General features: G+C 72.0%; 22 protein-coding genes and 1 pseudogene. 11 read left to right on the top strand and 12 right to left on the bottom strand.

Translation table 11 applies throughout. The annotated features are described in order from the left end of the window. Positions 1-24: 24 nt before the first annotated feature. Together ACFY6U_RS18545 and rho are read right to left on the bottom strand one after the other, a co-directional pair. Positions 25-870, bottom strand: a pseudogene (locus tag ACFY6U_RS18545) (D-alanyl-D-alanine carboxypeptidase family protein); the annotation flags it as partial. 122 nt (positions 871-992) lie between these two features. Beyond that, positions 993-2,141 carry a transcription termination factor Rho gene (gene rho / locus ACFY6U_RS18540; protein WP_390039434.1) on the bottom strand — a complete coding sequence of 383 codons (1,149 nt, stop codon included), beginning with the start codon at positions 2,139-2,141 and terminating at the stop codon, positions 993-995. Between the two features lie 430 nt (positions 2,142-2,571). On the opposite strand from rho, the gene ACFY6U_RS18535 reads away from it, so the two are divergent. The 5 genes from ACFY6U_RS18535 (at position 2,572) to ACFY6U_RS18515 (ending at position 7,810) form a co-directional block, all read left to right on the top strand. Continuing rightward, complete coding sequence (locus tag ACFY6U_RS18535) at positions 2,572-3,825, top strand: cytochrome P450 (RefSeq protein WP_390039432.1); 1,254 nt, start codon at positions 2,572-2,574, stop codon at positions 3,823-3,825. 123 nt (positions 3,826-3,948) lie between these two features. Beyond that, entirely contained in the window at positions 3,949-4,719 is a 771-nt protein-coding gene (locus tag ACFY6U_RS18530; RefSeq protein ID WP_390039430.1) for an SDR family NAD(P)-dependent oxidoreductase, read from the top strand. A gap of 6 nt (positions 4,720-4,725) precedes the next feature. After that, a complete protein-coding gene (locus ACFY6U_RS18525; protein WP_390039428.1) occupies positions 4,726-5,193 on the top strand; it encodes a VOC family protein in 468 nt (155 codons plus the stop codon). A gap of 13 nt (positions 5,194-5,206) precedes the next feature. Beyond that, positions 5,207-6,724: an MFS transporter gene (locus ACFY6U_RS18520; RefSeq protein WP_390039426.1), complete on the top strand. Its 1,518-nt coding sequence runs from the start codon at positions 5,207-5,209 to the stop codon at positions 6,722-6,724. A gap of 165 nt (positions 6,725-6,889) precedes the next feature. Beyond that, positions 6,890-7,810, top strand: coding sequence for a hypothetical protein (locus ACFY6U_RS18515; RefSeq protein ID WP_390039424.1), 921 nt, complete (start codon positions 6,890-6,892; stop codon positions 7,808-7,810). 3 nt (positions 7,811-7,813) lie between these two features. Here ACFY6U_RS18515 and ACFY6U_RS18510 read toward each other — a convergent pair whose 3' ends face one another. The 8 genes from ACFY6U_RS18510 to ACFY6U_RS18475 all read right to left on the bottom strand — a co-directional run bounded on the left by ACFY6U_RS18510 (position 7,814) and on the right by ACFY6U_RS18475 (position 15,448). Further along, positions 7,814-8,584 (bottom strand): SDR family NAD(P)-dependent oxidoreductase, encoded by a 771-nt coding sequence (locus tag ACFY6U_RS18510; RefSeq protein WP_390039422.1) that lies wholly within the window; start codon positions 8,582-8,584, stop codon positions 7,814-7,816. A 43-nt stretch (positions 8,585-8,627) separates the two neighbouring features. Then, a complete protein-coding gene (locus tag ACFY6U_RS18505) occupies positions 8,628-9,611 on the bottom strand; it encodes a LysR family transcriptional regulator (protein ID WP_390039420.1) in 984 nt (327 codons plus the stop codon). Positions 9,612-9,795: 184 nt separating this feature from the next. Then, positions 9,796-10,752 (bottom strand): fumarylacetoacetate hydrolase family protein, encoded by a 957-nt coding sequence (locus ACFY6U_RS18500; protein ID WP_390039418.1) that lies wholly within the window; start codon positions 10,750-10,752, stop codon positions 9,796-9,798. 6 nt (positions 10,753-10,758) lie between these two features. Beyond that, entirely contained in the window at positions 10,759-12,129 is a 1,371-nt protein-coding gene (locus ACFY6U_RS18495; RefSeq protein WP_390039416.1) for an FAD-binding oxidoreductase, read from the bottom strand. A gap of 8 nt (positions 12,130-12,137) precedes the next feature. Further along, the gene (locus ACFY6U_RS18490; protein WP_390039414.1) at positions 12,138-12,971 is read right to left on the bottom strand and encodes a cyclase family protein; all 834 of its coding nucleotides are present in this window, start codon (positions 12,969-12,971) and stop codon (positions 12,138-12,140) included. Then, entirely contained in the window at positions 12,968-13,972 is a 1,005-nt protein-coding gene (locus ACFY6U_RS18485) for an amidohydrolase family protein (RefSeq protein WP_390039412.1), read from the bottom strand. Before ACFY6U_RS18485 ends, ACFY6U_RS18490 begins: the two co-directional genes overlap by 4 nt. After that, on the bottom strand, positions 13,969-15,093 hold the full coding sequence (locus tag ACFY6U_RS18480; protein WP_390039410.1) for an FAD-dependent monooxygenase: 1,125 nt from the start codon (positions 15,091-15,093) through the stop codon (positions 13,969-13,971). Before ACFY6U_RS18480 ends, ACFY6U_RS18485 begins: the two co-directional genes overlap by 4 nt. Before the next feature lie 49 nt (positions 15,094-15,142). Beyond that, a complete protein-coding gene (locus ACFY6U_RS18475; protein WP_390039408.1) occupies positions 15,143-15,448 on the bottom strand; it encodes an antibiotic biosynthesis monooxygenase family protein in 306 nt (101 codons plus the stop codon). A gap of 278 nt (positions 15,449-15,726) precedes the next feature. Between ACFY6U_RS18475 and ACFY6U_RS18470 the strand changes: the two genes are divergently transcribed. From ACFY6U_RS18470 to ACFY6U_RS18445, 6 genes are all read left to right on the top strand, one after another. Beyond that, positions 15,727-16,692 carry a fumarylacetoacetate hydrolase family protein gene (locus ACFY6U_RS18470; RefSeq protein ID WP_390039406.1) on the top strand — a complete coding sequence of 322 codons (966 nt, stop codon included), beginning with the start codon at positions 15,727-15,729 and terminating at the stop codon, positions 16,690-16,692. Continuing rightward, entirely contained in the window at positions 16,689-17,624 is a 936-nt protein-coding gene (locus ACFY6U_RS18465) for a VOC family protein (RefSeq protein WP_390039404.1), read from the top strand. The genes ACFY6U_RS18470 and ACFY6U_RS18465 overlap by 4 nt, the downstream gene beginning before the upstream one ends. A 29-nt stretch (positions 17,625-17,653) precedes the next feature. Continuing rightward, positions 17,654-18,955 carry a histidinol dehydrogenase gene (hisD, locus tag ACFY6U_RS18460; protein WP_390039402.1) on the top strand — a complete coding sequence of 434 codons (1,302 nt, stop codon included), beginning with the start codon at positions 17,654-17,656 and terminating at the stop codon, positions 18,953-18,955. Continuing rightward, on the top strand, positions 18,952-19,713 hold the full coding sequence (locus tag ACFY6U_RS18455; RefSeq protein WP_390039400.1) for an SDR family NAD(P)-dependent oxidoreductase: 762 nt from the start codon (positions 18,952-18,954) through the stop codon (positions 19,711-19,713). The genes hisD and ACFY6U_RS18455 overlap by 4 nt, the downstream gene beginning before the upstream one ends. Positions 19,714-20,003: 290 nt before the next feature. Continuing rightward, positions 20,004-21,911: a hypothetical protein gene (locus tag ACFY6U_RS18450; protein WP_390039398.1), complete on the top strand. Its 1,908-nt coding sequence runs from the start codon at positions 20,004-20,006 to the stop codon at positions 21,909-21,911. Between the two features lie 68 nt (positions 21,912-21,979). Then, positions 21,980-22,729 carry a class I SAM-dependent methyltransferase gene (locus tag ACFY6U_RS18445; protein ID WP_390039396.1) on the top strand — a complete coding sequence of 250 codons (750 nt, stop codon included), beginning with the start codon at positions 21,980-21,982 and terminating at the stop codon, positions 22,727-22,729. On the opposite strand, the gene ACFY6U_RS18440 is transcribed toward ACFY6U_RS18445, so the two are convergent. Then, positions 22,699-23,442 (bottom strand): GntR family transcriptional regulator, encoded by a 744-nt coding sequence (locus tag ACFY6U_RS18440; RefSeq protein ID WP_390039394.1) that lies wholly within the window; start codon positions 23,440-23,442, stop codon positions 22,699-22,701. The two genes, ACFY6U_RS18445 and ACFY6U_RS18440, sit on opposite strands and share 31 nt — an antisense overlap. A gap of 180 nt (positions 23,443-23,622) precedes the next feature. Beyond that, the gene (locus ACFY6U_RS18435) at positions 23,623-24,795 is read right to left on the bottom strand and encodes a serine hydrolase domain-containing protein (RefSeq protein WP_390039392.1); all 1,173 of its coding nucleotides are present in this window, start codon (positions 24,793-24,795) and stop codon (positions 23,623-23,625) included. Positions 24,796-24,868: the final 73 nt, after the last annotated feature.

Raw genomic sequence — 24,868 nt, 5'->3', positions numbered from 1 at the left:
GCGCCGGGCGGCGGCGACGAGGGTGTTGCCGGCGTTGCTGGTGTAGCCGTTCTTGATCCCGATCAGGCCGGGATACCGCCCCACACCGTCCTCGCCGGTCAGCAGCCGGTTGGTGTTCTCGATGCCGAACGACCAGCCGGCACCGTCGGGGAAGCGGGCCTCGGCGGTGGAGCAGTACCGCGCGAAGTCGGGGTTGCGCAGCCCCTCCCGGCCGAACACCGCCAGGTCGAACGCGGAGGAGACCTGCCCCGGCGCGTCGTAGCCGTCGGGGGACACGACGTGGGTGTCGAGGGCGCCCAGGGAGAGGGCGTTGGCCTGCATCCGGGTGGTGGTGCGCCGCCAGCCCCCGTCGAGCGCGGCGAGGACGTGCACGGCGTCGTTCCCGGAGCTGAGGAAGACCCCGCGCCACAGGTCGGACACCTGGTAGGTGTGGCCCGCCTCGACGCCGACCAGGCTGCTGTCCTCGGGGACGTCCGCCAGCTCCGCCGACGTCACCCGGTGCGGGAGGTCGGCGGGCAGGACGGGCAGCACGGTGAGGGCGAACAGGGTCTTGAGGGTGCTGGCCGGCGGGAGTCTGCGGTGTGCGTGGTCGGCCGCCAGCACCTGGCCGGTGTCCGCGTCGGCGACCAGCCAGGAGAGCGCGGAGAGGTCCGGGACCGGCGGGGTGCCGGGGTGCGGCCGCACCTGCGTGCCGGAGTGGTAGAGCAGCGACGGCCCGGGCACCACCGCCCTCGGAGGCGGGGCCGGGGCCGGCCCCCGGGTGCCGGCGGCGGCCGTGCCGGGCGTCAGCGCCAGCAGGCCCGCCAGGCAGACGGAGCAGGTCGTCACCGCCGCTCGCCGAGGGAATCGGTCAGGGAATCCGATCGTCATATGATCAACGTAGGAACGGGGGCGGCGTCCTGCGCGCTGCCAGGGCCGGTCGGAGGCCGTGAGCAACCCGGATGCCGCACGCCCGGCCCGGGCGTGTGCCCGCCGGGAGGGGCGCCGGGGTCTCAGCCCGCCGGCAGGGTCGGCTGCACGCGCCGCAGGAAGGTCGCGTTGTCCGGGGTCTCCCGCAGCCGCTCCAGGAGCGTCTCCAGGCCGCCCGGGGTGCCCTCCCGGCTCTGCAGGACCCGGCGCAGTCCGCGTACGGCGGTCAACTCGGCCGGGGTGAGCAGGAGTTCCTCGCGGCGGGTGCCGGAGGGAGCGATGTCCAGGGCCGGGAAGACCCGCCGGGAGGCCAGCTCGCGGTCCAGGCGCAGCTCCATGTTGCCGGTGCTCTTCAGTTCCTCGAAGAAGTAGCCGTCGGCCCGGGAGCCGGTGTCCACCAGGACGGTGGCCAGGATGGTGAGCGAGCCGCCCTCCTCGGCCGTGCGGGCGGCGCCGAAGAACCGCTTCGGGCCGAGCAGCGCGCCGGCGTCGACACCGCCGCTGAGGGTACGGCCGTTGGAGGCGGCCGCGTTGTTGTGGGCCCGGCACAGCCGGGTCAGGGAGTCCAGGAGGATGACGACGTCCCGGCCGTCCTCGACGAGCCGCTTGGCGCGCTCGACGACGAGTTCGGCGAGGGCGATGTGCTCCTTGGCGGGCCGGTCGAAGGTGGAGGCGTACACCTCGCCGCGCACGGAACGCCGCATGTCGGTGACTTCCTCCGGGCGCTCGTCGAGCAGCAGCACCATGAGGTGGCAGTCCGGGTGGTTGCCGGCGACGGCGGCCGCGAACTGCTGGAGCAGCACGGTCTTGCCGGTCTTCGGAGGGGCCACGATCAGCCCCCGCTGCCCCTTGCCGACGGGCGCGAACAGGTCGGTGACCCGTCCGGCGAGCCCGGCGGCGGGGTGTTCGAGGCGGAGCCGCTCGTGCGGGTGCAGCGGGGTGAGGTCGCGGAAGTGGCGGCGGCCGCGCAGTTCCTCGGGCGTACGGCCGTTGACGCGCGTGACCTCGGTCAGCGTGCGCCGGTCGCCGCGGACGCCCTCGACGAGGTCGCCCTTGCGCAGGCCGTGACGGCGGATCAGCGCCGCGGAGACCTGCGGGTCGGCGGGGGAGGGCAGGCAGCTCGGGGCCCGCAGCTGCCCCTTCCCGCCCGCGTCGATGTCGAGGACACCGGTGACGGGCCGGGTGGCCGGCCGGTCCTGCTGCTGTACCGGGGGTTCGAGTGTGGTGGTCATGAGAGGTGGTCCTTTCGCGGACGGAAGACAGCGGTGAAGGGGGAGTGGGCCGCGAGCGGGAGGGCGTGTGCGCAGGCCTCCGTGCGGCGGGGAACGGCACCTCGGGAACGGCGGAAAGGCCCTGGTCACGAGGTGGTGCTGAGAAGCCGACGGCCGGTCGGGAAGCGACGGGCGATGCGGCTGGAGGAGTGGAACCGGCACTCGGCGCCCGATCGAAGGGCGCTCACACGTGCTGATCGCACTATACCCGGGGTTCCGCCATCGTCAACATGGCACCGGTCACCGGTATTCCCGCATGGCACCGGTCACGGTACTCCCGCCGCCGACCGCTCCGTCCCGGGCCGCACCGGCCGGGAAAAGCCTCTTCCCGCAGGCCCGCGGGCGCCTACGATCGGCTCTGTCCGCGTCGTATCGCTGTCAGGAGCCCCTGGTGGAGACCCCGCCCGTGCCGCACCGCCTGGACCCCGCCGGAGGCTGTCCGCACGCCGACAACGCCGGGCTGCTGGCGCGCGGTGCCGTGGCCCCGGTCGTGCTGCCCGGCGGCGTCGAGGGCATGGCCGTGCTCGGGCACGAGGCGCTCAGGGAGTTCCTCCAGCATCCCGAAGTCGCCAAGGACGCCCAGCACTTCACGCAGCTGCGGGAGGGCCGCATCCCCGCGGGCTGGCCGCTGCTGACCTTCGCCACCGTGCGGGGCATGACCACCGCCGACGGCGCCGACCACCGCAGGCTGCGCGGACTGGTCAGCAGGGCCTTCACACCACGCCGGGTCGAGGAACTCCGGTCCTGGATCGAGGAATTGACCGGCACCCTGCTCGACGACCTGGAGCGGGCCGCGGCCGGCGGTGACGGCGTCGCCGATCTGCGCCGGCACTTCGCGCTGCCGCTGCCCATGGGCGTGATCGGTGAACTCCTGGGCGTGGACGCGGAGTTCCGCGACCGGCTGCACCACCTGACCAACCAGGTAGTGGCCACCGACATCGGCCCCGCCGAGGCCGTCGCCGCCAACCGGGAGCTGGTCGCCGTCCTGGCCGCCGTCGCCGCCGCCCGTGCCGAACGTCCGGGCGACGATCTCACCAGCGCCCTGATCGCCGCCCGCGACGAGGACGGCGACCGGCTCGGCCAGGAGGAGCTGATCGGCACCCTGGTGCTGATGATCATCGCCGGGCACGAGACCACCCTCAACCTGATCACCAACGCGGTGCGTGCCCTGTGCGGCCACCGCGACCAGCTCGAACTCGTCCGCAAGGGTGACGCGAGCTGGGCGGACGTGGTGGAGGAGACGCTGCGCTGGGACGCACCGGTCAGCTACTTCCCGTTCCGCTACCCGGTGCGGGACCTCACCGTCGACGGGACGGTGATCCCCGCGGGCACCCCGGTGCTGGCCGGCTACTCGGCCGCCGGACGCGACCCCGCCGCGCACGGCCCGGACGCCGGCCGGTTCGACGTCACCCGGCCCGCCCGCCCCGACGCCGTCCGCCACCTCTCCCTCGGTCACGGCGCCCACTACTGCCTGGGCGCCCCGCTGGCCCGCCTGGAGGCCACGGTCGCCCTGGAACGGCTCTACGACCGCTTCCCTGCCCTGGACCTCGCCGTCCCCGAGGTCGGCCTCGCCCGGCAGGCCAGCTTCGTCGGCAACAGCGTGCGCGCCCTCCCGGTACGGCTGCGCCCCCGGCCCGGCGGCTGAGGCGCATACCAGCCATACGAACCCCCGATGGCGTTTCGCTGACGCATTTCTTGTTCTGGCCATAGGCCCTACCTACGCTGCCACCACCGCACTTCGGCGGCATGGACAAGGGACTTGGCAATCATGGGTCGACTGGCCGGAAAAATCGCTTTCATCAGTGGAACGGGGGCTGGAATCGGCCGGGCCGCGGCACAGGTGTTCGCGGCGGAGGGTGCCACGGTATTCGGCTGCGACATCGACGAGAAGAACGCCGCGGAAACCGTGGAACTCGTTGAGAAGGCCGGCGGTGTCATGCGTTCCCTGGCGCCGGTCGACCTTTCCACCGAGGCCGGGGCGCGGGAGTGGATCGAGGCCGGGATCGCGGAATTCGGCGCGATCGACATCCTCTACAACAACGCCTCCGCCCTGCGCAACGGCCCCTTCGAGACGATGCCCGCCGAAGACTGGTACTTCACCATCAGGAACGAGCTGGACATCCCGTACTTCTGCACCCGGGCAGCCTGGCCGCACCTGATCGCACGCGGCGGCGGGGCCGTCCTGAACGTCGCCTCCGTGGCCGCCGTGCGCGGCGCGCCGTTCATGCCGATGGTGCCGCACGGCGCCGCCAAGGGCGGGGTCCTCGCGATGAGCAAGCACCTGTGCGCGGCCGGCGCCCCGCACCACATCCGCGTCATCACCATCGCCCCCGGCATGACCCGCACCTCGGCCACCGCACCCTTCCTCGACGACCCGAACGGCCCGAAGGACCGGCTGGAGGCACGGATCCCGGTCGGCCGGGTCGGACAGCCCGAGGACATCGCCCGCGCGGCGGCCTTCCTCTGCTCCGACGAGGCGGCCTTCGTCAACGGCGCCGACCTCATGGTCGACGGCGGCGACAGCGCGATGGCGGGCTGAGCGCGGATGCACGCACGACTCGACCACGTGGGCGTCAACGTACGCGACCTGCCCGCCCAACTCGACTGGTACAAAACGGCCTTCGGTCTGAAGACCGTCTTCGAGTTCCGTCTCGACGGCCCCCGACTGACCGGTGTCGTCCTGGAACACCCGCACGGCTGGCGGCTCGAACTGCTCGCCAGGCCCGGATCCGCGCCCGGCCTCAGGGCACCGGACCCGATGATCGCCGTCCTCACCGAGGGGTACGGGCACTTCGCGGTCACCACCCCCGAACTCGACCCCGTGTACGCCGCGTTGACGGCCCTCGGGGCAGGCGAGGTCCTCGCCCCCGGCCCGTCCCCCGAACCCGGGGTGCGGATGGCCTGGGTCAGGGACCCCGAGGGAAATCTCATCGAACTCATAGAACGCGGCGAACTCGGCGAGGACGGCGAACTCGCCGAAGCCGAAGAGCGCGGCACCACCGTCAACCCGTGAGATGGAGCAGGGAATGACCAAAGCTGTGAAAAGACTGGACGTGGGCACGCTCATAGCCTGTTGTCTGGCAGTTGCCGCCGCGCAGCTGTGCATTACCGTCCCCTCGCCCATCAACGGGGAAATCCAGAGCGCATTCGGAGCCTCGGGATCTCAGGTCGCCTGGGTCACCTCGGCATTCATTCTGCCCACCGCGATCCTGGAACTGAATTTCGGCGTGGTGGGCGACCTGTTCGGCCGTAAGCGGCTGCTGGTCCTCGGCGGATTCGTGCTGGCGGTCGGTGAACTCCTCAACGCCACCTCCCAGAACATCACCATGCTCTGGATCGGGCAGGCCCTCGCCGGCATCGGCGCCGCCGCGCTCTTCCCCAGCTCCCTCGCCGTCATCGCGGCCGCGACACCGGAGGAGAAGGACCGTGCCAGGGCGGTCTCGACCTGGGCGCTGAGCATCTCCCTCGCCTCCGCCGTGGGCCCGCTCTCCTCCGGCATCCTGGCCACGGTCGCCGACTTCCGCTGGGCGTTCGTGCCGCCGGTCGTCCTCGGCATCGCGGTCGGCATCTCCTGCTGGGCCCTGGTCACCGACTCCAAGGCGCCCGAGGGGCGCGCCCTGGACTGGCCCGGCCAGATCAGCATCGCCGTCGGCCTCACCGCCCTGCTGTGGGGCATCATCGAGGGCGGCGACCGAGGCTGGAGCAGCCCCGCCATCGTCTTCGCGCTGGTCCTCGCCGCCGTCGCCCTGGTCGGCTTCGTGATGGCGGAACGGCGCGCCGCCTCCCCGATGTTCAACCTGGAGCTGCTGAGGATCCCGTCGTTCGCGGCGGCCGCGGTGGTCGCGCTGACCGGCATGTTCGGCTTCATCGGCACCGCCTACTGCGTCTCCATCCGGCTCGGCGCGGTGATGCACCTCAGCGCCCTGCGCGCGGGCATGCCGTTCGTCATCCTCCAGCTGATCCCGCTGCTCCTCGCGCCGGTGCTCAGCAAGATGCTCACCCGCGTCGAGCCGCGCTGGCTGCTGATGGGCGGCCTGCTGCCGATGGCCGCCGGCCAGTTCTGGATCGCCGCGCTGCCCATCACCACCACCTCCCTCGCGGCCTTCATCGGCCCGGTGCTGCTGCTCGGCATCGGCTTCATCTGCGTGGTCTCCTCGCTGACCTCGGCCGCCGTCAACGCGGTGCCGATCGAGATGACCGGCATGGCGAGCGGCGCCACCAGCCTGGTCCGCGAGTTCGGCCAGGGCCTCGGGCCGGCCGTGATCAGCACCATCGCGATGAGCGCGGCCTCCTCCGCGCTGGTCGGCAAGCTGAGCGGCGCCGACGCCGGCATGGAGGCCGCGGCCGGTCCGCTCGCGGTGGTCAACGCGGGCAGCGACAGCGCCAGGGCCGCCGCGCAGGACGCCCTCGCGCACGGGATGGCCCTCGGCGTGGTGATCTGCGGCTGCGCCTCGCTGCTCGGCGCGCTGGTCACCCTGCTGCTGGTCCGCAGGAACACCGCGCGAGCGGCGGCGCAGGTGCCGGTGCAGCCGGCGTCCGCCTGACCGCCGACGTGACGAGAAGGCCGGGGCGTCCGCCCCGGCCTTCTCCGCGTGTCCACCCAACTGACGTGTAGCGAGCGGGGCTTGGCCGGTAACGGTTGTCCCCGGAGCATAACGATCCCGGTCCTGACGGGGACTTGACGTCCGGTTATGCCGTATCTTCACGACATGTCCACGCCACCGCAGCAGCCGCCGTCCTCTTCGCAGCAGCAGCCGTCGTCGTCGGCCCCGCAGCAGTCCTCGCCGCCCCCGCCGCAGCCGGACCAGCCCCCGGCGGCACCGCCGCAGCCCCAGCCGACCGCGTACCCGTACCCGAACCCGCAGTCGCCGCCTGGGCCGAACCCCTACGCCCAGCCCACCGTCGCCGGCCAGCCCGCCCCGCCGCAGCAGGGCAACCCCTATGCCGTGCAGCCCGGTTACGGCTACCCGCCCCCGGCCGCACCGCCCGCGACCGGCGGCAACGCGGCAGGGAGAGCCGTGCTGTGGGCCGTCGTGGGCGCGGTGGTCGCCTCCGCGGCCTGGGCGGGCGGCCTCTTCCTGACCGGAGGCCTCGGGAGCAGTGCGGACCTGCGCGGCTACCGCGCGCCCGCGAACCTCTGCTCCAGCGCGGACTACTCGTCGTTCAAGGACGAGTACCCCGTGGACGACTCGTCCCCGACGAAGAACGTGATGAAGGACCCCGCGCTGGAGCAGAGTTACTGCAGTCTCAGTCTCAAGAAGACCAGCTCCAGCTACGGGGACGCCTACCTCTCCCTGGAGGTCGACCTGCACAAGAAGACCGACCCCGCACCGGAGTTCACGGCCACCTGGAAGAACTACGGCGACAGCCACAGCGACTACGACGTCACACCGGTCCAGGGCATCGGCGACGAGGCGTACCTGGTCACCCAGGACACCAGCAACGGCTCCACCACCAGCGGCTCGCGGTACGCCACGCTGGCGGTGCGGGACGGCTGGATGACGTTCACCATGTACTACAGCGCGTACTTCTCCTCGTACGACAGCGACACCGACCCGCCGACCCTCGACGACGTGACCGGCTGGCTGAAGACCGACACCAAGTCCACGCTGGAGCAGCTCAAGGACTGAGGCTCAGTCCTGGTCGAGGGCGTTGGTGATCGCCTTCACCGGGCCGTGCGCCGCGTAACCGCCGTCGACGGTGATCTCCGCGCCGTTGACGTACGAGGCCTCGTCGGAGAGGAGGTAGACGACCAGCGGCGCCACCTCGTCGACCGTGCCCGGACGGCCCTGGGGCGTCATGGCGAGGTGGGCGGCGACGAACACCGGGTTGGCGGTGGCCATCAGCGGGGTCTCGATGTAGCCGGGGTGGATGACGTTCGTCCGGATGCCGCGCGGGGCCAGCTCCAGGGCCGCCACCTTGGACAGGCCCCGCAGCGCCCACTTGCTGGTCGTGTACGCCACCGCGTGGTGCGCGGTGAGCCCGGCGACCGAACCGACGTTCACGATCGAGGAACCGGCCGGCATCAGCGGGGCGAGGGCCTGGATGCCGAGCAGGGCGCCGGTGGTGTTCACGGCGAACGCCCGGTTCCAGTCCGCGAGCTCGACGTTACCGAGCCGGGCCCGCATCGGGATGCCCGCGTTGTTCACCAGGCCGTGCACGGCGTCAAGGGAGGCCGCCAGGGCCGCCCAGCCGTCCGGCGAGGTCACGTCCAGGTGGACGTAGCGGACGTCCAGGCTGTCGGCGCGCAGGGAGGCGGCGAGCTTCTCGCCGGCCTCGTCGAGCACGTCGGTCGCGACCACCGTCGCGCCCTCCCGGGCGGCCGCGGCCGCCTCCGCGGCCCCCTGGCCCTGTGCGGCTCCGGTGACGACGACGGTACGGCCCGCCAGGCGCGTGCGGCTCACGGCATCCTCCAAGAGGGGTACGGGAGAGGTCCTCCCGTCCACGCTAGGAAGCCGCGGACAGCTCCGGAAACGCGCTCTCGGGATGGCTGGCATCCGCCACCGCGATCTCCGGCGGCGCCTCCTCGCCCAGCGCCGCCCCGACCCTGCGGACCGTGTCCCGCAGCCAGCGGTGCGCCGGATCGGCGTGCCGGTTGTGGTGCCAGTACATGGCCTCCACCAGCGGCACGTCCGGGAACGGCGCCGGTACGACCGCACAGCGCGCGAAGCCCTCGTAACGGCGGGCCAGCCGCTCCGGGACCATGGCCACCAGATCCGTACCGCTCACCAGGAACGGCAGCACACTGAAGCCGGGCGTGCTGACCTGCACCTTCGGGGTGATCCCGAGGGTCTCCAGCTGCCGCTCGGCGGGCGTGTGGCTCTTGCCGATGGCGCAGGCGGCGTGCGGCATCTCGGCGAGGTCGCGGAGGGTGAGCCGCCCGTCCACCAGGCGCGGGTTGCCCGGGTCGACGATGCACACGAACCGGTCGTGCATCACGGCCTCGCTGACGCCGGGAAGCTGGTAGCCGAGCGGCACGATCATCAGGTCGTGGCAGCGCAGGTGCGTCTCGGTCTCCAGCTGCCCGTCCACGATCGGGTGGAAGTCGATCCGCACGCCCGGCGCCTCGGCCGCGATGACCCGCAGCAGCGGCTCCACGAACACCGTCATCACGTAGTCCGACATGACCACGGAGAACCGCTGGCGGCTGCGGGCCGGATCGAAGTGCCGGGTCAGCGACAGCGCCTCCTCGGCCTTCTGCAGCGAGCCCTGGACCACCGGCAGCAGCCGCTCCGCGAGCGGCGTCAGCTCGTACTCGCGGCCCACCCGGATCAGCAGCTCGTCGTTGAAGTGCCGGCGCAGCCGGGCCAGCGAGCCGCTCATCGCGGACTGGCTGGTGGACAGCCGTACACCGGCGTGGGTGACGTTCTTCTCCTCCAGGAGCGCTTCCAGTGCCACCAGAAGATTGAGATCGATCGCTCCGAGACCCACGAGTGTCCCCTTCCGGCCGGCCACGTCCTTGAAGCTTCGGTGAAACGCGAGGTTAACCAGCGGACGCCCGTCGAGGAAGGGGGTCGGGGCGACTGAGAGGAAGACGCGATGCCAGGCATCCCGTCGCCGGATACCCGCAGGTGGGGAGCCTGAGCGCACCACAGGCCCCCCACAGCTTCGGGTGCTAGGGGCGCGGGGTGCGGCCCCTCTTGCGGGCCCGCGGAAGGTACGCGTCCGCCCGTCCGGGCACGATCCGGTTGGACACCGTGCCCAGCCCCTCGACGGTCAGCGTCACCTCGTCGCCGGGCTTCAGCGGGGGCGGGGTGCGTTCCCCGAGCCGCCCCCAGAACTCGGCCAGCGCGCCCCAGCCGCAGGTGCCCGAGCCGAGGATGTCACCGGGGCGCACCCAGGCGTCCCGGCTGGCGTAGGCGATCATCTCCTCGAAGGTCCAGGAGACGTTGGCGAGGGTGTCCCGGCCGATCAGCTCCCCGTTCAGGGTGACCGTCATCTCCAGGTCCAGGAACCCGTCCGCGTCGCGCCGGTCCTCGACCTCGTCGGCGGTGACCAGGTAGGGGCCGAGCGTGTTGGCGAAGTCCTTGCCCTTGGAGAAGCCCAGGCCGAGGTTCTTCTCCGGCTTCTGCAGATCACGGGCCGACCAGTCGTTGAAGACCAGGTAGCCGATGACGTGGTCCCTCGCCTGCTCGGGGGTGAGGTCCCGGCCGCTGCGGCCGATCACCGCGCCGACCTCCAGCTCGAAGTCCAGCACCGAGCAGCCCGCCGGGACCGGCACGTCGTCGCGGGCGCCGTAGGCGGCGTGCGGGTTGGTGAAGTAGAAGTTCGGCGCCCGGTACCACTCCTCCGGGACGTGCTCCAGGCCGTCCAGCGACTTCGACACGCCCTCGATGTGCGCCTCGAACCCGACGAAGTCCCGGATGGACGGCGGCTTCAGCGGCGGCAGCAACCGCACCTGATCCACCGTCAGCTCACCCGGTGTGTTCAGGGCTTCGAGGCCGGCCGCGTACAGCACGCCCGCCTCGACCAGCGTCAGGACGCTCACCCCGTCGGGCAGCGGGTGGAGCACCCGGTCCCGCACCACACCGGCGTGCTCCTCGCCGTCGTGCTCGTATGTCGCGAAACGCATCGCTGCTCAACTCTCCCAGTGGTTGGTGTTGGTGACGGTCCCGGCGCTCAGGTGGCCGGCGAACACGCCCTTGGGGTCACGGGCGGCCCGGATCCGGTTCAGCCGCCGCCACTGCTCGTCACCCATGAACCTCAGCTGCCGTACCGTGAAGTCGGAGTCGCCGAGGTACTGGCCGGCGGTCACCGGCTGCATCGCCGCCATCGCCTCGTCCAGCCAGCCGCGCAGCTCGGCGTCCCGCCCGGAGTCGTCGTGGACGACGTAGCTGGCGCAGTAGATCTCCGACTGCAACGAGAAGGCCATGTCCGGCAGTTGCCGCAGCGGTGCCATGGAGAACCAGATGGTGAAGGTCTGCCGGGTCGGGTGCTCGGTGAACGCCTTGCGGATCGCCGGGACGACCTCCTGCGCGCTGCCGGTCAGCCAGGCGTTGTCCACGAAGTAGCGGTGGCCCTCGGGGTTGGCGGTCCGCTGGCCGGCCAACTGCTCGGCGATGGTGGTCGGTTGTGCCTCGATCCGGAACAGGGCCCGGTCCGCGTACGGATTGGCGTGCAGCGGCGCGAGCGCCTCGGCGGCCTCTTCCGGGCTGTCCGTCATCGAGACACCCGTGACCAGCAGCACCGGTCCGTCGAGGTCGGGCGGGGTCTGGGTGAGGGCCACGATCTCGACCAGGTCGGAGACCGTGTGATGGGTGTCGTGCAGCCAGGTCATGACCTCGTCGAAGAGGCCGAGCGGGTAGGCGTGCACGGTGTGCGCGAGATGCCTGGGCAGGGGGCGGGTGCGCAGGTGGAAGCGGGTGACGACGCCGAAGAAGCCGGGGCCCGCCCCGCGCGCCGCCCAGAACAGGTCGCTGTTCTCGCTCTCGTCGGCCCGGACCAGCTCGCCGTCCGCCGTGACGACGTCGATCGCCACGACGTTCTCGGCCGCCCAGCCCCAGCCGCGCGCGTTCCAGCCCTGGCCGCCCTGGAGCAGGAAGCCGCCGATGCCGACGGACGGACAGTGCCCGCCGTTGAAGAAGCGCCCGAACCCACCGAGATACGGATTGAGTTCATCGCCGCCCTTGACGCTGGGGGTGGCCGTCACGATCCCGGTCGTCTCGTCGTACGCCATCTCGCGGAAGCCGCCGAGGTCGATCAGCAGCGCGTCCCGGCGCACCGACCAGGCGGCCCAGCTGTGCCCGCCGGAGCGGACGGCGACCTGCCAGCCCCGCTCCAGGGCGAGCCGTACGCCTTCGACGACATCCTGTTCGGTGACCGCCCTGAGGGCGGCGGCGGGAGTGCGGTCGGCGGGACGGCGGGCGTTGAAGACCCTGCCGTACACGGCGTCCTCGAAGTCGTCGTCACCGGGGAGGTGGAGGGTGCCGGAGAATCGGTTCGTGTTCACGGGGCGGCTCACTTGACTGCGACGGGGTTGACGGGGGCGCCGGCCGCGCCGGTCACCGGCAAGGCTGCCGCGACCAGCAGGAACTCGTAGACACCGTCGGCCGCGCAGTCCGCCGCGAGGGCCTCCAGGTCCCACATCTCGCCCAGCGGCAGGCCCATGTGGGGGATGGCGGTCCGGTGCAGTGGCGACGACACCGGCTCGGTGAACTCGTGCGGCCGTACTTCGAGGCCCCACGTGTCGGTGGCGATTGCCGCGATCTCCGTGCGGTGCAGCCAGCCGAGGGTGGTGAAGGACAGGCCGGGCGCGTCCCCGGCGCGGTACGCGTCCCAGGTGCCGAGCCGCCGTACCCGGCCCAGCTGCCCGGTGCGGACGAGAACGATGTCACCCCGGCGCACACTGGAGGTGGCACCCTGCGCCTCGACGGTGCCCCGCAGGTGCTCCTCCAGGATCGGGAAGCCGTCGGGGAGCTCACCCCGCGCGTCACCGACCGCCCGGCCGACGTCGAGGAGCACCCCGCGGCCGGTGCAGGCGCCGCGCAGCCGGACGATGCCGGTCACGGAGTCGCCGCCGGTGGTGGTGCGCGGACTGCCGTGCCACACCCGGTCGTCGTCGTGGCTGCTGCCCAACCCGTGCCATCGCGTCCCGGCTCGGCTGCCGGACTCGTCGCGTTCCTGGGCCAGTGAGAACGCGCGGCCGCGCCGGACCAGACTCGCGGCGTGCGCGCGGATCGCGTCGTCGGCGAAGTTGAGCGTGCCCAGCGCGTCGTCCTCGCCCCAGCGGCCCCGGTTGCGGTAGGCGGCGCGGGCCTTGGCCAGCTCTTCCTCGACGGGCCCCAGGATCATCGGGTGTGTCCTTTCAGCAGCAGATCCAGCGCGTTGCCCCCGGCGATGGCGGCCCGGTCGGCGGGGTCGAGGCCGGCCGCGTCCAGGCGGGCCACCGGGTCGGTCACGCCCATGTCGAAGGGGTGGTCGGTGCCGAGCACCACCCGGTCCGCGCCCACCTCCTCGACCAGGTGGCGCAGCGCGCGAGGCGTGTAGACGAGGGCGTCGAACCACATCCGCCGCAGATAGGCGCTGGGCGGCTCGGCGCAGCCGCGCGCGTCCGGCCGCACCCGCCAGGCGTGGTCGGAGCGGCCGATGTACGTCGGCAGATAGCCGCCGCCGTGCGCGGCCACCAGCTTCAGGCGCGGGAACCGGTCCAGGACCCCCGTGAAGATCAGGTGGGAGAGCGCGACCGTGGTCTCGGTGGGCTGGCCGACCGTGTTGCCCAGGTAGTTCGAGGCGAGCCGTGCGCCGAGCGAGCAGCCCCAGGGGTGGACGAAGACGACCGCGCCCAGTTCCTCCGCCTTCAGCCAGACGTCGTCGTGCGCGGGGTCGGCCAGCTCGCGGCCCTCGACGGTGGTGGAGACGCTGATGCCGTACAGGCCCAGCTCGGTGACCGCCTTGTCCAGCAGAGCGACGGCGAGGTCCGGGTGCTGGAGCGGCACCGTGCCGAGGCCGTACAGCCGGCCGGGCGCGGCGGCGCAGTGCGCGGCCACCGACTCGTTGACGGTACGGGCCAGCTGCACCGCGAGGCCGGGGCCGGCCCAGTAGTGGTGCATGGGCATCGGGCCGACCACCTGAAGGTCGACACCCATCGCGTCCAGGCCGGCGAGCCGGGCGTCCACGTCCGTCAGCCTCGCCGCCAGGCGCTGGAGTTGGGCCCGGTTCGCGGTGAGCGACTCGGGGGAGTGGGAGCGCTGCTCGGCGGCCAGTTCGGCCGCGAAGCCTTCGGTGCCGGCCACCAGGGCGTCGGCCTCGGGGACCGCGAGATGTCCGTGGAAGTCGACGACGGGCGTGCTCATGCGGCCACCGTCAGGGAAGCGAGGGTCTCCGACATGATCCGGGCCGGGTCGGCGCCCGGGGTGTCCGGGTGGATCTCCCACTCGGCGAGCCGGAGGGAGTTGTCCAGCACCATGCGGACGCGGGGCAGCCGCCGGGCCATGAACCGGTCCAGGGCCTCGTCCACCGGCTTGTCGGCGGTGACCAGCTCGGCCAGCAGCACCGCGTCCTCCATGCACATCGCGGCACCCTGCGCGATCAGCGGCGGGCAGGCGTGCGCCGCGTCGCCGATCACCATGGCCCGGCCCCGGTGCCAGTTTTCGTCGACCAGCACCGCCTCGATCCAGCGGTAGTCCACCGCCGTGTCGTCCGGCAGCGAGGCGAGTATCTTCCCCCAGGTGCCCCCGTACCCGGCGCCGCGCTCGCGCAGCAGGTCCAGTGAGGCGCGTGGGCCGATCAGGGAGGCGTCCAGGTTCTCGTCGAGGAGGTAGGCGTAGCACTGGTCGTCGGAGATCGGGCTGTAACCGGCCTTGTAGCGCGGACCGCCGTAGTACACCTCGGCACAGTCCATCTCGGCGGGGCGCCGGGCCACCACCCGGAAGATCGACATGCCCACGGGGCGCGGTTTCGCCGGGATACCGATGAGCGCGCGCATCGCGGAGTTGATGCCGTCCGCGCCGACCACCAGGTCGTAGCGGCCGGTGGAGCCGTCGGTGAACGTCACGTCCACATGGCCGGCGGACTGGTCGAGGCCCCGCACGCTCAGCCCCAGGCGGACCGTGACGCCGTGCGCGTACACCGCGTCGCACAGCGCGTTCTGCAGGTCGGAGCGGAGCGCGCCCGCCGTGGACGGCAGGTCCGCGCCGCCGGTGTGCGGGGTCTCCAGCTCGGTGATCAGACCGCCGTCCGCCCGGCGCAGCCGCATGAGGTCGAACGGCACCGCCCGGGCCAGCACCCGGTCCAGCACGCCGACCGAACGCAGGGCCTTGAGCGCGTTGCCCTGGATGGTGATGCCATGGCCCACCCCGAACCACTGGGGCGAGACCTCGACGAGCTCCACCTCGACCCCGCGCTGGGCGAGGGCGAGACAGAGCACGCTTCCGGTGATGCCGCCGCCGACGACGAGCACCTTGTTCACGGGCATGGGCGATCCTTGCGAAAGTAGAAAGACAGGTGGTGGGGGTCAGCGGCTTTCAGCCGGTGAAGCGGGGGCCCAGCTCGTGGTAGTGCTCGACGGCCGGCGGGGCGGCGAAGAACGGGCCGACCAGGGCCCGCCAGCGCGCGAACCGGTCCGACTCCCGGAAGCCGGCCGTGTGCGCCTCGACCGAGTCCCAGCCGACGAGCAGCAGGAACGTCCACGGCCGTTCCTCGCCGCGCAGCAGCTCGGCCCAGCGGAACCCGTCCGCCTCGGCGAGCACCTCGCGGGCCTTGCCGAAGACCTCTTCGAATTCCGCTTCCCGGCCTTCCTCGACGGTCAGCTCGGCGTGCTCGACTACCACGGTGTGCTCCTCGGTTCGGGGTGGCATCGAGCCTGATCGGCGGTAGGTGCAGGGTCAACGGATCGAGGCATCGACAAGGGGGACGTCATCCATCCCCGACGGCGATGGCGGCCCCACGCAGTGCAGCCGCACATCGCCGCAGGCCGCAGCCCGTGCATCGAGAACGGCGGGGGACGGGTGCGCAGGCGATGGCAGCCATCGTGAACGGCCATTTCCGCCGACCGGATGCGGTGCCTAGCGTCGAAGGCGAGCCCCCACCCGTACGAGGAGAGCCGCCCGTGCCCGAACCTTCCCCCTCCCACGCCGGACCCTTCGCGCTCGGCACCTTCAGCGACGGCGCAGCCGCCTTCCCCGGCCTGGTCGTCGGCGCCCGGGTCCGCGACCTCTCCGGCCTGGTGGCGTCGGTACGTGCGCTGGTCGAGGACTGGGACACCTGGCTGCCCCGCCTGCACGACCTGGCCGCCGCCACCGACGGCGACTGGCACAACCTGGCGGACCTGCGGGTCCGGACGCCGCTCGAACCGGGCCAGATCCTGCAGAGCGGCGCCAACTACCGCAAGCACGTGGTCGACCTGGTCGTCGCCGAGAAGGAGAGCGTGCACGGCGCCACCCCGGAGGAAGCCCGCGCCGACGCCGAGAAGATGATGGACGAGCGGATCCGCGACGGCGTCCCCTACCTCTTCCTCGGCTCTCCGCGAGCGCTGTGCGGGCCGTACGACGACGTCGTACTGCCCGCGCTCGGCGAACAGCACGACTGGGAGCTCGAACTCGCCCTGGTCATCGGCAGGCCGGGAAAGAACATCCCGGCCGCGGAGGCCATGTCGTACGTCGCCGGCTACACGATCAGCAACGATCTCACCACCCGTGACCGGCTGTACCGGCCCGACCTGAAGGCCATCGGCACCGACTGGTTCACCGCCAAGAACGCCGACACCTTCCTGCCGACCGGGCCCTTCCTGGTCCCCGCGGACTTCGTCGGGGACCCGGCCGACCTGCGGATCACGCTGCGGCACAACGGGGTGGTCCGGCAGGACGAGTCCACCAAGGACATGATCTTCGACATTCCCCGGCTGATCGCCTACGCCTCCACGACCACCACCCTGCGCCCCGGCGACCTGCTGCTCACCGGCTCCCCGGCCGGCAACGGCGCGCACTGGGGGGTCTTCCTCGGGCCCGGCGACGTGATCGACGCGGAGATCACCGGCCTCGGCCATCAGCGCAACACCGTCAGGAGCCACGCATGAGCTTTGAGCCCATCACCCACCTGCGCCATGTCGACCTGGCCGTACCGGACTTCGCCGGCCAGCGCGCCTTCTACGGCACCACCTGGGGCCTGACCGAGGTCGCGAACGACAGCGGCATCGCGTTCTTCGCCGCCGAGGGCAGCCCCGAGCAGTACATCGTCCGCATCCGCGAGGACGAGCGGAAGCGGATGGACCTCGTCGCCTTCGGCGCGGTGTCACCGGCGGCCGTCGACGAACTCGCGGTGCGGCTGGGGCGGGCCGGGGTGCAGATCATCCACGAGCCCCGGGCACTGGACACCCCGGGCGGCGGCTACGGGCTGCGCTTCTTCGACCCGGACGGGCGCGTCGTCGAGGTCTCCGCGGACGTCGCGACCCGCACCCACCGCAAGATCGAGGAGCGGGAGGCCGTCCCGGTGCGGCTCTCGCACTGTGTGGTCAACTCCCAGGACCCGGAGGGGCTCCGGGACTTCTACGTCCAGCACCTCGGGTTCCGGCTCACCGACACCCTGTACTCCACGCACATGGGCGACCTCATGTACTTCCTGCGGTGCAGCCCGCTGCACCACTCCTTCGCCATCGCGCGCGGACCCCATGTGTCGCTGCACCACGCCTCGTTCGAGATGCGGGGGGTGGAGGAGTACATGCGCGGCACCGGGCGTGCGCTGCGCGCCGGGACCCGGCTCACCTGGGGCCCGGGACGGCACCTGGCGGGCGACAACACCTTCTCCTACTTCCACGACCCGCACGGCAACACCGTCGAGTACACCACCGAACTGGCCGTCCTCGAAGAGGACCTGTGGCACCCCGGCCGGCACGACGTGGACGACCCGATCACCCAGGACCAGTGGGGGACCGCCGACCCGATGAGCGAGTCGGTCGCCAAGGAGCAGTTCAACGACCCCGACGTGCTCTTCGAAGCGCCCCCGGTGTAACCCCGATCCTTCCGAGAAAGGCCGCAGTTGTGGCAGAGATCCTGAAGCACGCCGTGCCCCGGGCCGAGGTGGCCGCCTCCCTCGACCAGGTGCGTGAGACGGTGACCGGTGTCATCGCGGACATTCGCGAGCGCGGTGACACGGCGGTCCGCGAGTACTCCGAGAAGTTCGACAGGTGGAGCCCTGACTCCTTCCGGCTGAGCACGGAGGAGGTCGAGAAGATCGTCGCCTCGGTGCCCCGGCAGGTCATCGACGACATCACGTTCGTGCAGGAGCAGGTCCGTGGATTCGCCCGCCACCAGCTGGACTCCATGGGCGAGTTCGAGGTGGAGACACTGCCGGGCGTGCGGCTGGGCCAGAAGCACATCCCCGTGCAGGCGGCCGGCGCCTACATCCCCGGCGGCCGCTACCCGCTCACCGCCTCGGCCCACATGACCATCGTCACCGCCAAGGTGGCCGGCGTGCCCCGGGTGGTCGCCTGCACCCCGCCCATCCACGGCGAGATCCCCGCCGCCACCGTCGCCGCCATGCACCTCGCGGGCGCCGACGAGATCTGGCTGCTCGGCGGCGTCCAGGCGGTGGCCGCGATGGCCGTGGGCACCGACACCATGGAGCCGGTCAACCTGATCGCAGGTCCCGGCAACGCCTACGTCGCCGAGGCCAAGCGCCAGCTCTTCGGCGAGATCGGCATCGACCTGTTCGCCGGACCGACCGAGATCCTGGTCCTCGCCGACGACCAGGCCGACCCGTTCGTGTGCGCGGTCGACCTGCTCTCCCAGGCCGAGCACGGCCCGGACTCCCCGGCCGTCCTGATCACCACCTCCCGCGAGGTCGCCGAGCGGACCCTCGCCGAGGTCGAGCGCATCCTGCCCTCCATGCCCACCCGCGACTACGCGGAACCGGCCTGGCGCAACCACGGCCAGGTGCACGTCGTCGGCTCGGCCGACGAACTGTACGAACTCGCCGACGCGTTCGCCTTCGAACACGTCGAGGTGCTGACCACCGAGCCGCGCCTCGCACTGGAGAAGATGACCCAGTACGGCGCCCTGTTCCTCGGCGAGGGCACCTGTGTGTCGTTCGGCGACAAGGTCATCGGCACGAACCATGTGCTGCCCACACGTGGCGCAGCCCGCTACACCGGCGGCCTCTGGGTGGGGAAGTACCTCAAGACGGTCACCTACCAGGAGGTCACCGACACCGCCTCGCAGGCCCTGCTCGGGCGGCTGTGCGGGCGTGCCTCCCGCATCGAGCTGTTCGAGGGCCACGCCCGCTCGGGTGACGTACGGGCCGCAAAGGCCGCCGGCGACGCGCTGCCGTGGAACGAAGCGTGAGCCTGGACGGCCGTACGGCCCTGGTCACGGGCGGCGGAGGCCCGCTCGGCCGGGCCTTCGCGCTGGCGCTCGCGGACGCCGGGGCCCGGGTGGTCCTCGTCGGACGGAACGAGCAGGCCCTCGCCCAGGCCGCGGCCAAGGTGGGCGAGGCGGCCCGCACGGCGGTGTGCGACGTCTCCGACCCCGCCGCCGTGCGCGCGCTGACCGCCGAACTCCGCGACGAGGACGTGTCGTTGCTCGTCAACAACGCCGGCGTCGCAGGGCCGGTCCGGCCCCTGGTCGACATCGAACCCGGCGAGTGGGACGACGTGTTCGCCGCCAACGTACGCGGCGTCTACCTCATGTGCCGGGCCTTCCTGCCGGCCATGCTCGCCGCCGGACGGGGCGACATCGTCAACGTCGCCTCGGTCAGCGGCAAACGGCCGCTGCTCAACCGCACGCCGTACACCGCCTCCAAGATGGCGCTGATCGGCCTCACCCGGACGCTGGCGGGCGAGGTGGGCCCGCGAGGCGTCGCGGTCAACTCCCTCTCCCCGGGCCCGGTCCGGGGACCCCGCATGGACCGCAACTTCCGGCTCACCGCGGAACTCACCGGCTGCACGGTCGAGGAGGCGGAACGGGACTTCGCCTCCCGGGCCGCGCTCGGCCGGCTGGTCGAGGAGGACGAGGTCGCGCGGGCACTGGTCGCCATGCTGGCGATGCCGGGACTGTGCGGGGCGGACATCGACCTGTCGGCGGGGATGATCGCCCCGGCGTAGGCGGACGGAGGACCACGGCGAGGTGGACGGCGCGCGGGCCGTCCGCCTCGCCGTCGTGCGTGCCCGCTGCCGGCGACTGTGGCGACTCTGTGTGATCGCCATGAAGCAGGCCGCCCGATCGAAGGCATCGGGTTCCGGGATGCGTGTGTGCGATGTCTGTCCCGGGTTTCCCAGGGCTGATTCACTCCCACCTGCACACCTCAGGTGCTTTCGTCGCCTTGGTTTCGACGGGCGACTCGTAACTCTGCGCGATGACACACCCGCGCACTCCACCCGTGGAAAGGCCTGCAATGACGCTGACATCCCGACGCTCGTTCCTGATCTCCGGTTCCGCCACCGCAGCGGCCGTGCTCGTTCCGGTCGCCTCCGGTACCGCCACCGCCGCGCCCGAGGCGGCGGGCAGGACGATCTCCGTCGCCGCGGGGGAGACCTACGAGCTTGCCGCGACCACCCGGGTGAGCCGGTTGACCATCGGCGACGGCGGCAAGATCGTCGCCCCGGACGGGTACGACATCAGCCTCACCGTCGACGGCGTGGAGACCGGGCAGCTGCTCACCGCGACCGGTGCCACCGGGACCCTCGTCCAGGCCGGCACCTACCGCGGTGACGTCGTCCTCACCGTCGCCGAGTCCAACGACGTCACCTACGAGACGCTGACCTTCCCGTTCCGGCAGGCGCTGTACGTCGGCTCCGACGGGGTCGACTCCGCGAAGTCCGTGCTGTCCGCCGTCCGCGGCGGCAAGGTCACCGACGCCGCCGCCCGCAACGTGTCGATCGCCTCCACCGGCGAGTGCTTCAACGGCGTCTACGTCGAGAGCGGCAGCTACACCCTCCAGAGCCCGACCATCACCCTCGACGGCAACGGACGCTCCGACTTCGCCGGGTACGGCGCGGCCGTGGTCGGCGACGGCTCCGCGACCAAGCTGGTCGTGGACGGCGCACGGATCAGCAACAAGGGCGTGGTCCGCACCACCGTCATCGCCAACGGCGGCGCCAACGTCCTCGTCAGGGACTCCTTCCTGCGCGCCCGCAACGGCGTCCTGCCCGCCGACTACCAGGCCACCGTCGAGACCCCGTACATGGAGTCGGTGCCCTGGATGCTGGGCCTGGACGGCAACGTCCGCGCCACCAACCTGATCGGCAGGAACAGCATCGCCACCTACCTCAACTCGACCGTGTTCTCCGAGACCTGGGGCGCGCTGTCGGTCGAGGGCGGCAGCGGCCTGAAGCTGACCGCGATCAACAGCCACGTCGGCAACACCGGCGACTACGGCTACGGCACCTACGCCATCGGCGACGCCACCGTCCGCGTCCTCGGCTCCCGCTTCGACGTCGGCTCCTACGCGACGATCATCGCCGGGCCGGCCGCCGTCGTGCACTACGGCGACAGCACCCGCGACGCCGTCGCCGCGCTCAACACCGAGCTGGAACTGGGCCTGTCCGACGCCGAGTTGCGGGGCATCCCCGAGCGCAGCACGGTGGTCGACTCCGGCCACTTCGGCTACATGTTCTTCGGCGCCGGCCAACTCACCCTGGACGGCGGCACGGTCATCAACTCCGAGCGGGCCACCTTCCTCAACAAGGGCCAGCAGACCACGATCTCGGTGGACGGCTCGCAGGGCGCCCGGCTCAACCCGCGGGACGGCGTCATCCTGCAGATGATCGAGCTGGACGACCCGGGCCCGGTCCCCGTCAACGGCAAGATGATGAACGTCGGTGTCTACACCGAGCCCACCACCGACCCGGTGAAGAACTCCTCGTTCGACGTCACCGCCGTCCACTCCACCGACGGCGCCGCCACCTTCAGCTCCATCAAGGTGAAGGGCGACTTCTACAACGGCATGCGCAACGGCAAGAACATGGTCCTCACCTTCGAGGACTCCACCGTCACGGGCGTCATCTCGGCGACGAAGGCCAAGCACCGGGTCTCCTCGATCGACTCGTCCACCTTCTACGAGCTGGGCATCGTCACCAACACCGTGCAGGCAGCCGTCAACAACGGTGTGGTGGTGAAGCTGAACAGCGGCTCGACCTGGACGGTCACCGGGACCTCCTACCTGACCAGCCTCACCCTCGCGGCGGACGCCGCCGTGCAGGCACCGCGCGGCAAGTCCGTGAAGCTGACGGTCGACGGCACCGAGACGGCGATCACCGCCGGCTCCACCTACACGGGCGCCCTCACGCTCACGGTGGCGTGACACCGGACGGCGCGGGCGTGGCCGCCGCCGGGCCGCGCCCGCGCCGTGTGCTCCCGTAGGCTGGACGGATGTTCAGCCCCGAAGGCCCGAGCTTCCGTGAACTCGCCGTCCAGGCCCTGTCCTCGGTCGAGCGTGGTTACGACCTGCTGGCCCCGAAGTTCGACCACACCCCCTTCCGGACCCCCGCCCCGGTCCTCGAGGCGGTCGCGAAGGCGCTCACCCCGCTCGGCCCCTTCGCGGACGGCCTCGACCTGTGCTGCGGGACGGGAGCCGGCACCGACGTGCTCGCCCAGGTGTGCCGGCACAGCGTGACCGGGGTCGACTTCAGCGCCGGCATGCTGGAGATCGCCCGCCGGCAGTCCCCGCCCGAGGGCCCGGGCGTCACCTACGTGCGCGGTGACGCCCGGGCCCTGCCGTTCGGGCCCGCCTTCGACCTGGTCGTCAGCTTCGGGGCGTTCGGGCACTTCCTGCCCCGGGAACTGCCCGGTCTCTTCGGCCAGGTCCACGCGGTGCTGCGGCCGGGCGGCACCTTCGCCTTCCCGGTGCTCGCGCCGCCGCGGCCCACCAGCCCCGGGTTCTGGATGCTGCTGGGCTTCGACGCCGTGATGCGCGTGCGCAACGCCCTGTGGCGGCCCCCGTTCGTCATGTACTACCGGGCCTTCCGGCTCGGCGCCGTGCTGGAGGAGCTGGCGCGCGCGGGGTTCTCCGTGGAACTGTCCGCGCTGCCCGAGTTCGGCGAGCGCGACGACGGCAGCCCACGCGCCCGGCTGGTCGTGGCCCGGCGCGGTCAGCCCGCGGCAGGCACCGTGAACTCGTAGACCAGCGCGTCCTGCTGGGCGTCCACCACCAGGTCGGTGATCTCCAGCGGGCGCGCGAACTGGTCGTGCACCCGGCGGGTCACCCGGACCGAGGAGGCGTCCGCGACCTGGGTGATGGAGTCCCGGTGGTGCAGGGTGAGGCCCGCCTGCCGCATCCAGTCGTAGGCCCGGCGCAGCTGCGCGGCGGCACAGCCGTCGGCCCGGTCCCGGTAGCGCCCCAGTTCCTCGACCTCGGTCAGGGCCACGGCCGAGAACGAGGTCACGGCGGTGCGCAGGGAGTGGCCGTCGGGGGAGGCGGACTCGTAGCGGTGGACCAGGGTCGGCCGGTGCGGGGCCAGCCCCAGCGCCGCCGCGTGCTCGGGCGGCGGCTCCTCCCAGGTCACCGTGGCCCGGTCGACCGCGCCGTGCTCGGTGGGCCCGGCGCCCACCGGGAAGGCGAGAGAGACCGGGCTCTCCACCGGCCGGCCCTGCAGCGTCGCGTGACTGCCCCGTCGGTCGGTGGCCACCAGTCCGCTGTGCCGCAGCACCTCCAGCGCCTGCCGGACGGTCTCCCGGCTGACCCCGAAGTGCCGGGCCAACTGCCGTTCCGCCGGCAGCCGTTCCCCGGGCGGCAGGGTGCCGTCGCGCAGTTCGCCGAGGAGTTGTGTCGCGATCCGCCAGTACAGGGGCTGCCCTTCGCTCTCGGAGTGGTCGTGCGGGGTGGTGCGGGCCATGCCGCGCCTCCTGTGGGTGACAGGGCCTGGTCACCGGGCACGCGGACAGACGAGCAGACGCCTGCCGGCGCACCCGATGACAAGCCGTAGCCGTGCGGGTTCGTTCCGCGACCACATCTAGCATTGGTCTAAACCATCAGGGAAGAGCGGTCGGCGGGTTCGGCCGAAACCGTGCGGGCCTCACAGACTCGCGTAAACGGCGTTGACCAGGGCCGTCTTCCGCGGATCGTCCGCGATCCGTGGCCCCATGCGGTTCATGACGTATCCGAGGGAGACTCCCGCTTCCGGGTCGGCCAACCCGCAGGAGCCGCCGAACCCGTCGTGCCCGAAGGCCCGTGGGTTGGGCCCGTACGAGCCGTTGGGCCCGCTCAGCCAGAGTCCGAGCCCGATCTCGGTCTCGTGCTCGAAACCGGCTCCCAGCACCAGGTCACGGCAGCTGCCCTGGCCCTCCCGCACCCGCTCGGCCGCCGCCGGCGACAGCACGCGCAGGCCGTCGTACTCGCCCCGGCCGGCGAACACCCCGTACAGCGCCGCGACCGCCCGGGCCGTACCGTGCCCGTTGGCGGCCGGGATCTCGGCCGCCCGCCACTCGGGGGTGTTCGCCGCGCTCGCTCCCACCCCGGGGTTGGCCAGGGCGGCGACCGCGGCGGGCGCCAACTGGCTGAAGATCGCGGCCTGTTCGCTGTCCGACACGACCCGGGGGTGCACCAGCTCCGCCGCCCGCCCGGCCTGTTTCTCCGGCAGTCCGACCGTGAAGTCGATGCCCAGCGGCCCGGTCACCTCCCCCTCCAGGAACGCCCCGGGCCGCAGCCCCGACACCCGCCGCACCACCTCGCCGACCAGGAAGCCGTAGGTCAGCGCGTGATACCCGGAGGTGGTCCCGGGCTCCCACCAGGGCTCCGTCGCCGCCAGCCGCGCGGTCGTCAGCTCCCAGTCGTACAGGTCCTGGAGCGAGTGCGGCTCGCGCAGCCCGGACAGCCCGGCCCGGTGCGAGAGCAGATGACGGACCAGGATCCGCTCCTTGCCGGCCGCCGCGAACTCGGGCCAGTAGGCGGCCACCGGCGCGTCGAGGTCGAGCAGTCCCCGGTCGGCCAGGATGTGCGCACACAGCGCCACCGGGCCCTTGGTCGTGGACCAGACGTTGACCACGGTGTCCCGCTCCCACGGCCGGGTGTGCGCCGGATCGGCCCACCCGCCCCACAGGTCCACCACCGTCTCGCCGCCGGCCGTCACCGCGACGGCGGCGCCCAGCTCCTCCCGGTCCCGGAAGTTCTCCTCGAACGCCTCCCGCACCGCCGCGAAACGCGGATCACAGTGGCCGTGGACCTGCGGCTGAGGCTCGTGCTCGGACATGCGCCCTCCGTCGTACGCCGGAAAACCCGGACCGCGACGCTGCGGCCCGGGCACCCCGAACGTACCGACTGGT

Source organism: Streptomyces sp. NPDC013157, from assembly GCF_042899865.1.
Classification (GTDB): domain Bacteria; phylum Actinomycetota; class Actinomycetes; order Streptomycetales; family Streptomycetaceae; genus Streptomyces.
This window is presented reverse-complemented; position numbering and strand designations above follow the sequence as displayed.

Excerpts from the sequence above, each read along its gene's own strand:
- ACFY6U_RS18525 (WP_390039428.1), top strand. The coding sequence starts at position 4,726 with ATGCACGCACGACTCGACCACGTGGGCGTCAACGTACGCGACCTGCCC.
- ACFY6U_RS18440 (WP_390039394.1), bottom strand. The coding sequence starts at position 23,442 with ATGGCCCGCACCACCCCGCACGACCACTCCGAGAGCGAAGGGCAGCCC.
- ACFY6U_RS18485 (WP_390039412.1), bottom strand. The coding sequence starts at position 13,972 with ATGAGCACGCCCGTCGTCGACTTCCACGGACATCTCGCGGTCCCCGAG.
- ACFY6U_RS18435 (WP_390039392.1), bottom strand. The coding sequence starts at position 24,795 with ATGTCCGAGCACGAGCCTCAGCCGCAGGTCCACGGCCACTGTGATCCG.
- ACFY6U_RS18465 (WP_390039404.1), top strand. The coding sequence starts at position 16,689 with ATGAGCTTTGAGCCCATCACCCACCTGCGCCATGTCGACCTGGCCGTA.
- rho (WP_390039434.1), bottom strand. The coding sequence starts at position 2,141 with ATGACCACCACACTCGAACCCCCGGTACAGCAGCAGGACCGGCCGGCC.
- ACFY6U_RS18445 (WP_390039396.1), top strand. The coding sequence starts at position 21,980 with ATGTTCAGCCCCGAAGGCCCGAGCTTCCGTGAACTCGCCGTCCAGGCC.
- ACFY6U_RS18530 (WP_390039430.1), top strand. The coding sequence starts at position 3,949 with ATGGGTCGACTGGCCGGAAAAATCGCTTTCATCAGTGGAACGGGGGCT.
- ACFY6U_RS18515 (WP_390039424.1), top strand. The coding sequence starts at position 6,890 with ATGTCCACGCCACCGCAGCAGCCGCCGTCCTCTTCGCAGCAGCAGCCG.
- ACFY6U_RS18490 (WP_390039414.1), bottom strand. The coding sequence starts at position 12,971 with ATGATCCTGGGGCCCGTCGAGGAAGAGCTGGCCAAGGCCCGCGCCGCC.
- ACFY6U_RS18450 (WP_390039398.1), top strand. The coding sequence starts at position 20,004 with ATGACGCTGACATCCCGACGCTCGTTCCTGATCTCCGGTTCCGCCACC.
- ACFY6U_RS18520 (WP_390039426.1), top strand. The coding sequence starts at position 5,207 with ATGACCAAAGCTGTGAAAAGACTGGACGTGGGCACGCTCATAGCCTGT.
- ACFY6U_RS18480 (WP_390039410.1), bottom strand. The coding sequence starts at position 15,093 with ATGCCCGTGAACAAGGTGCTCGTCGTCGGCGGCGGCATCACCGGAAGC.
- ACFY6U_RS18500 (WP_390039418.1), bottom strand. The coding sequence starts at position 10,752 with ATGCGTTTCGCGACATACGAGCACGACGGCGAGGAGCACGCCGGTGTG.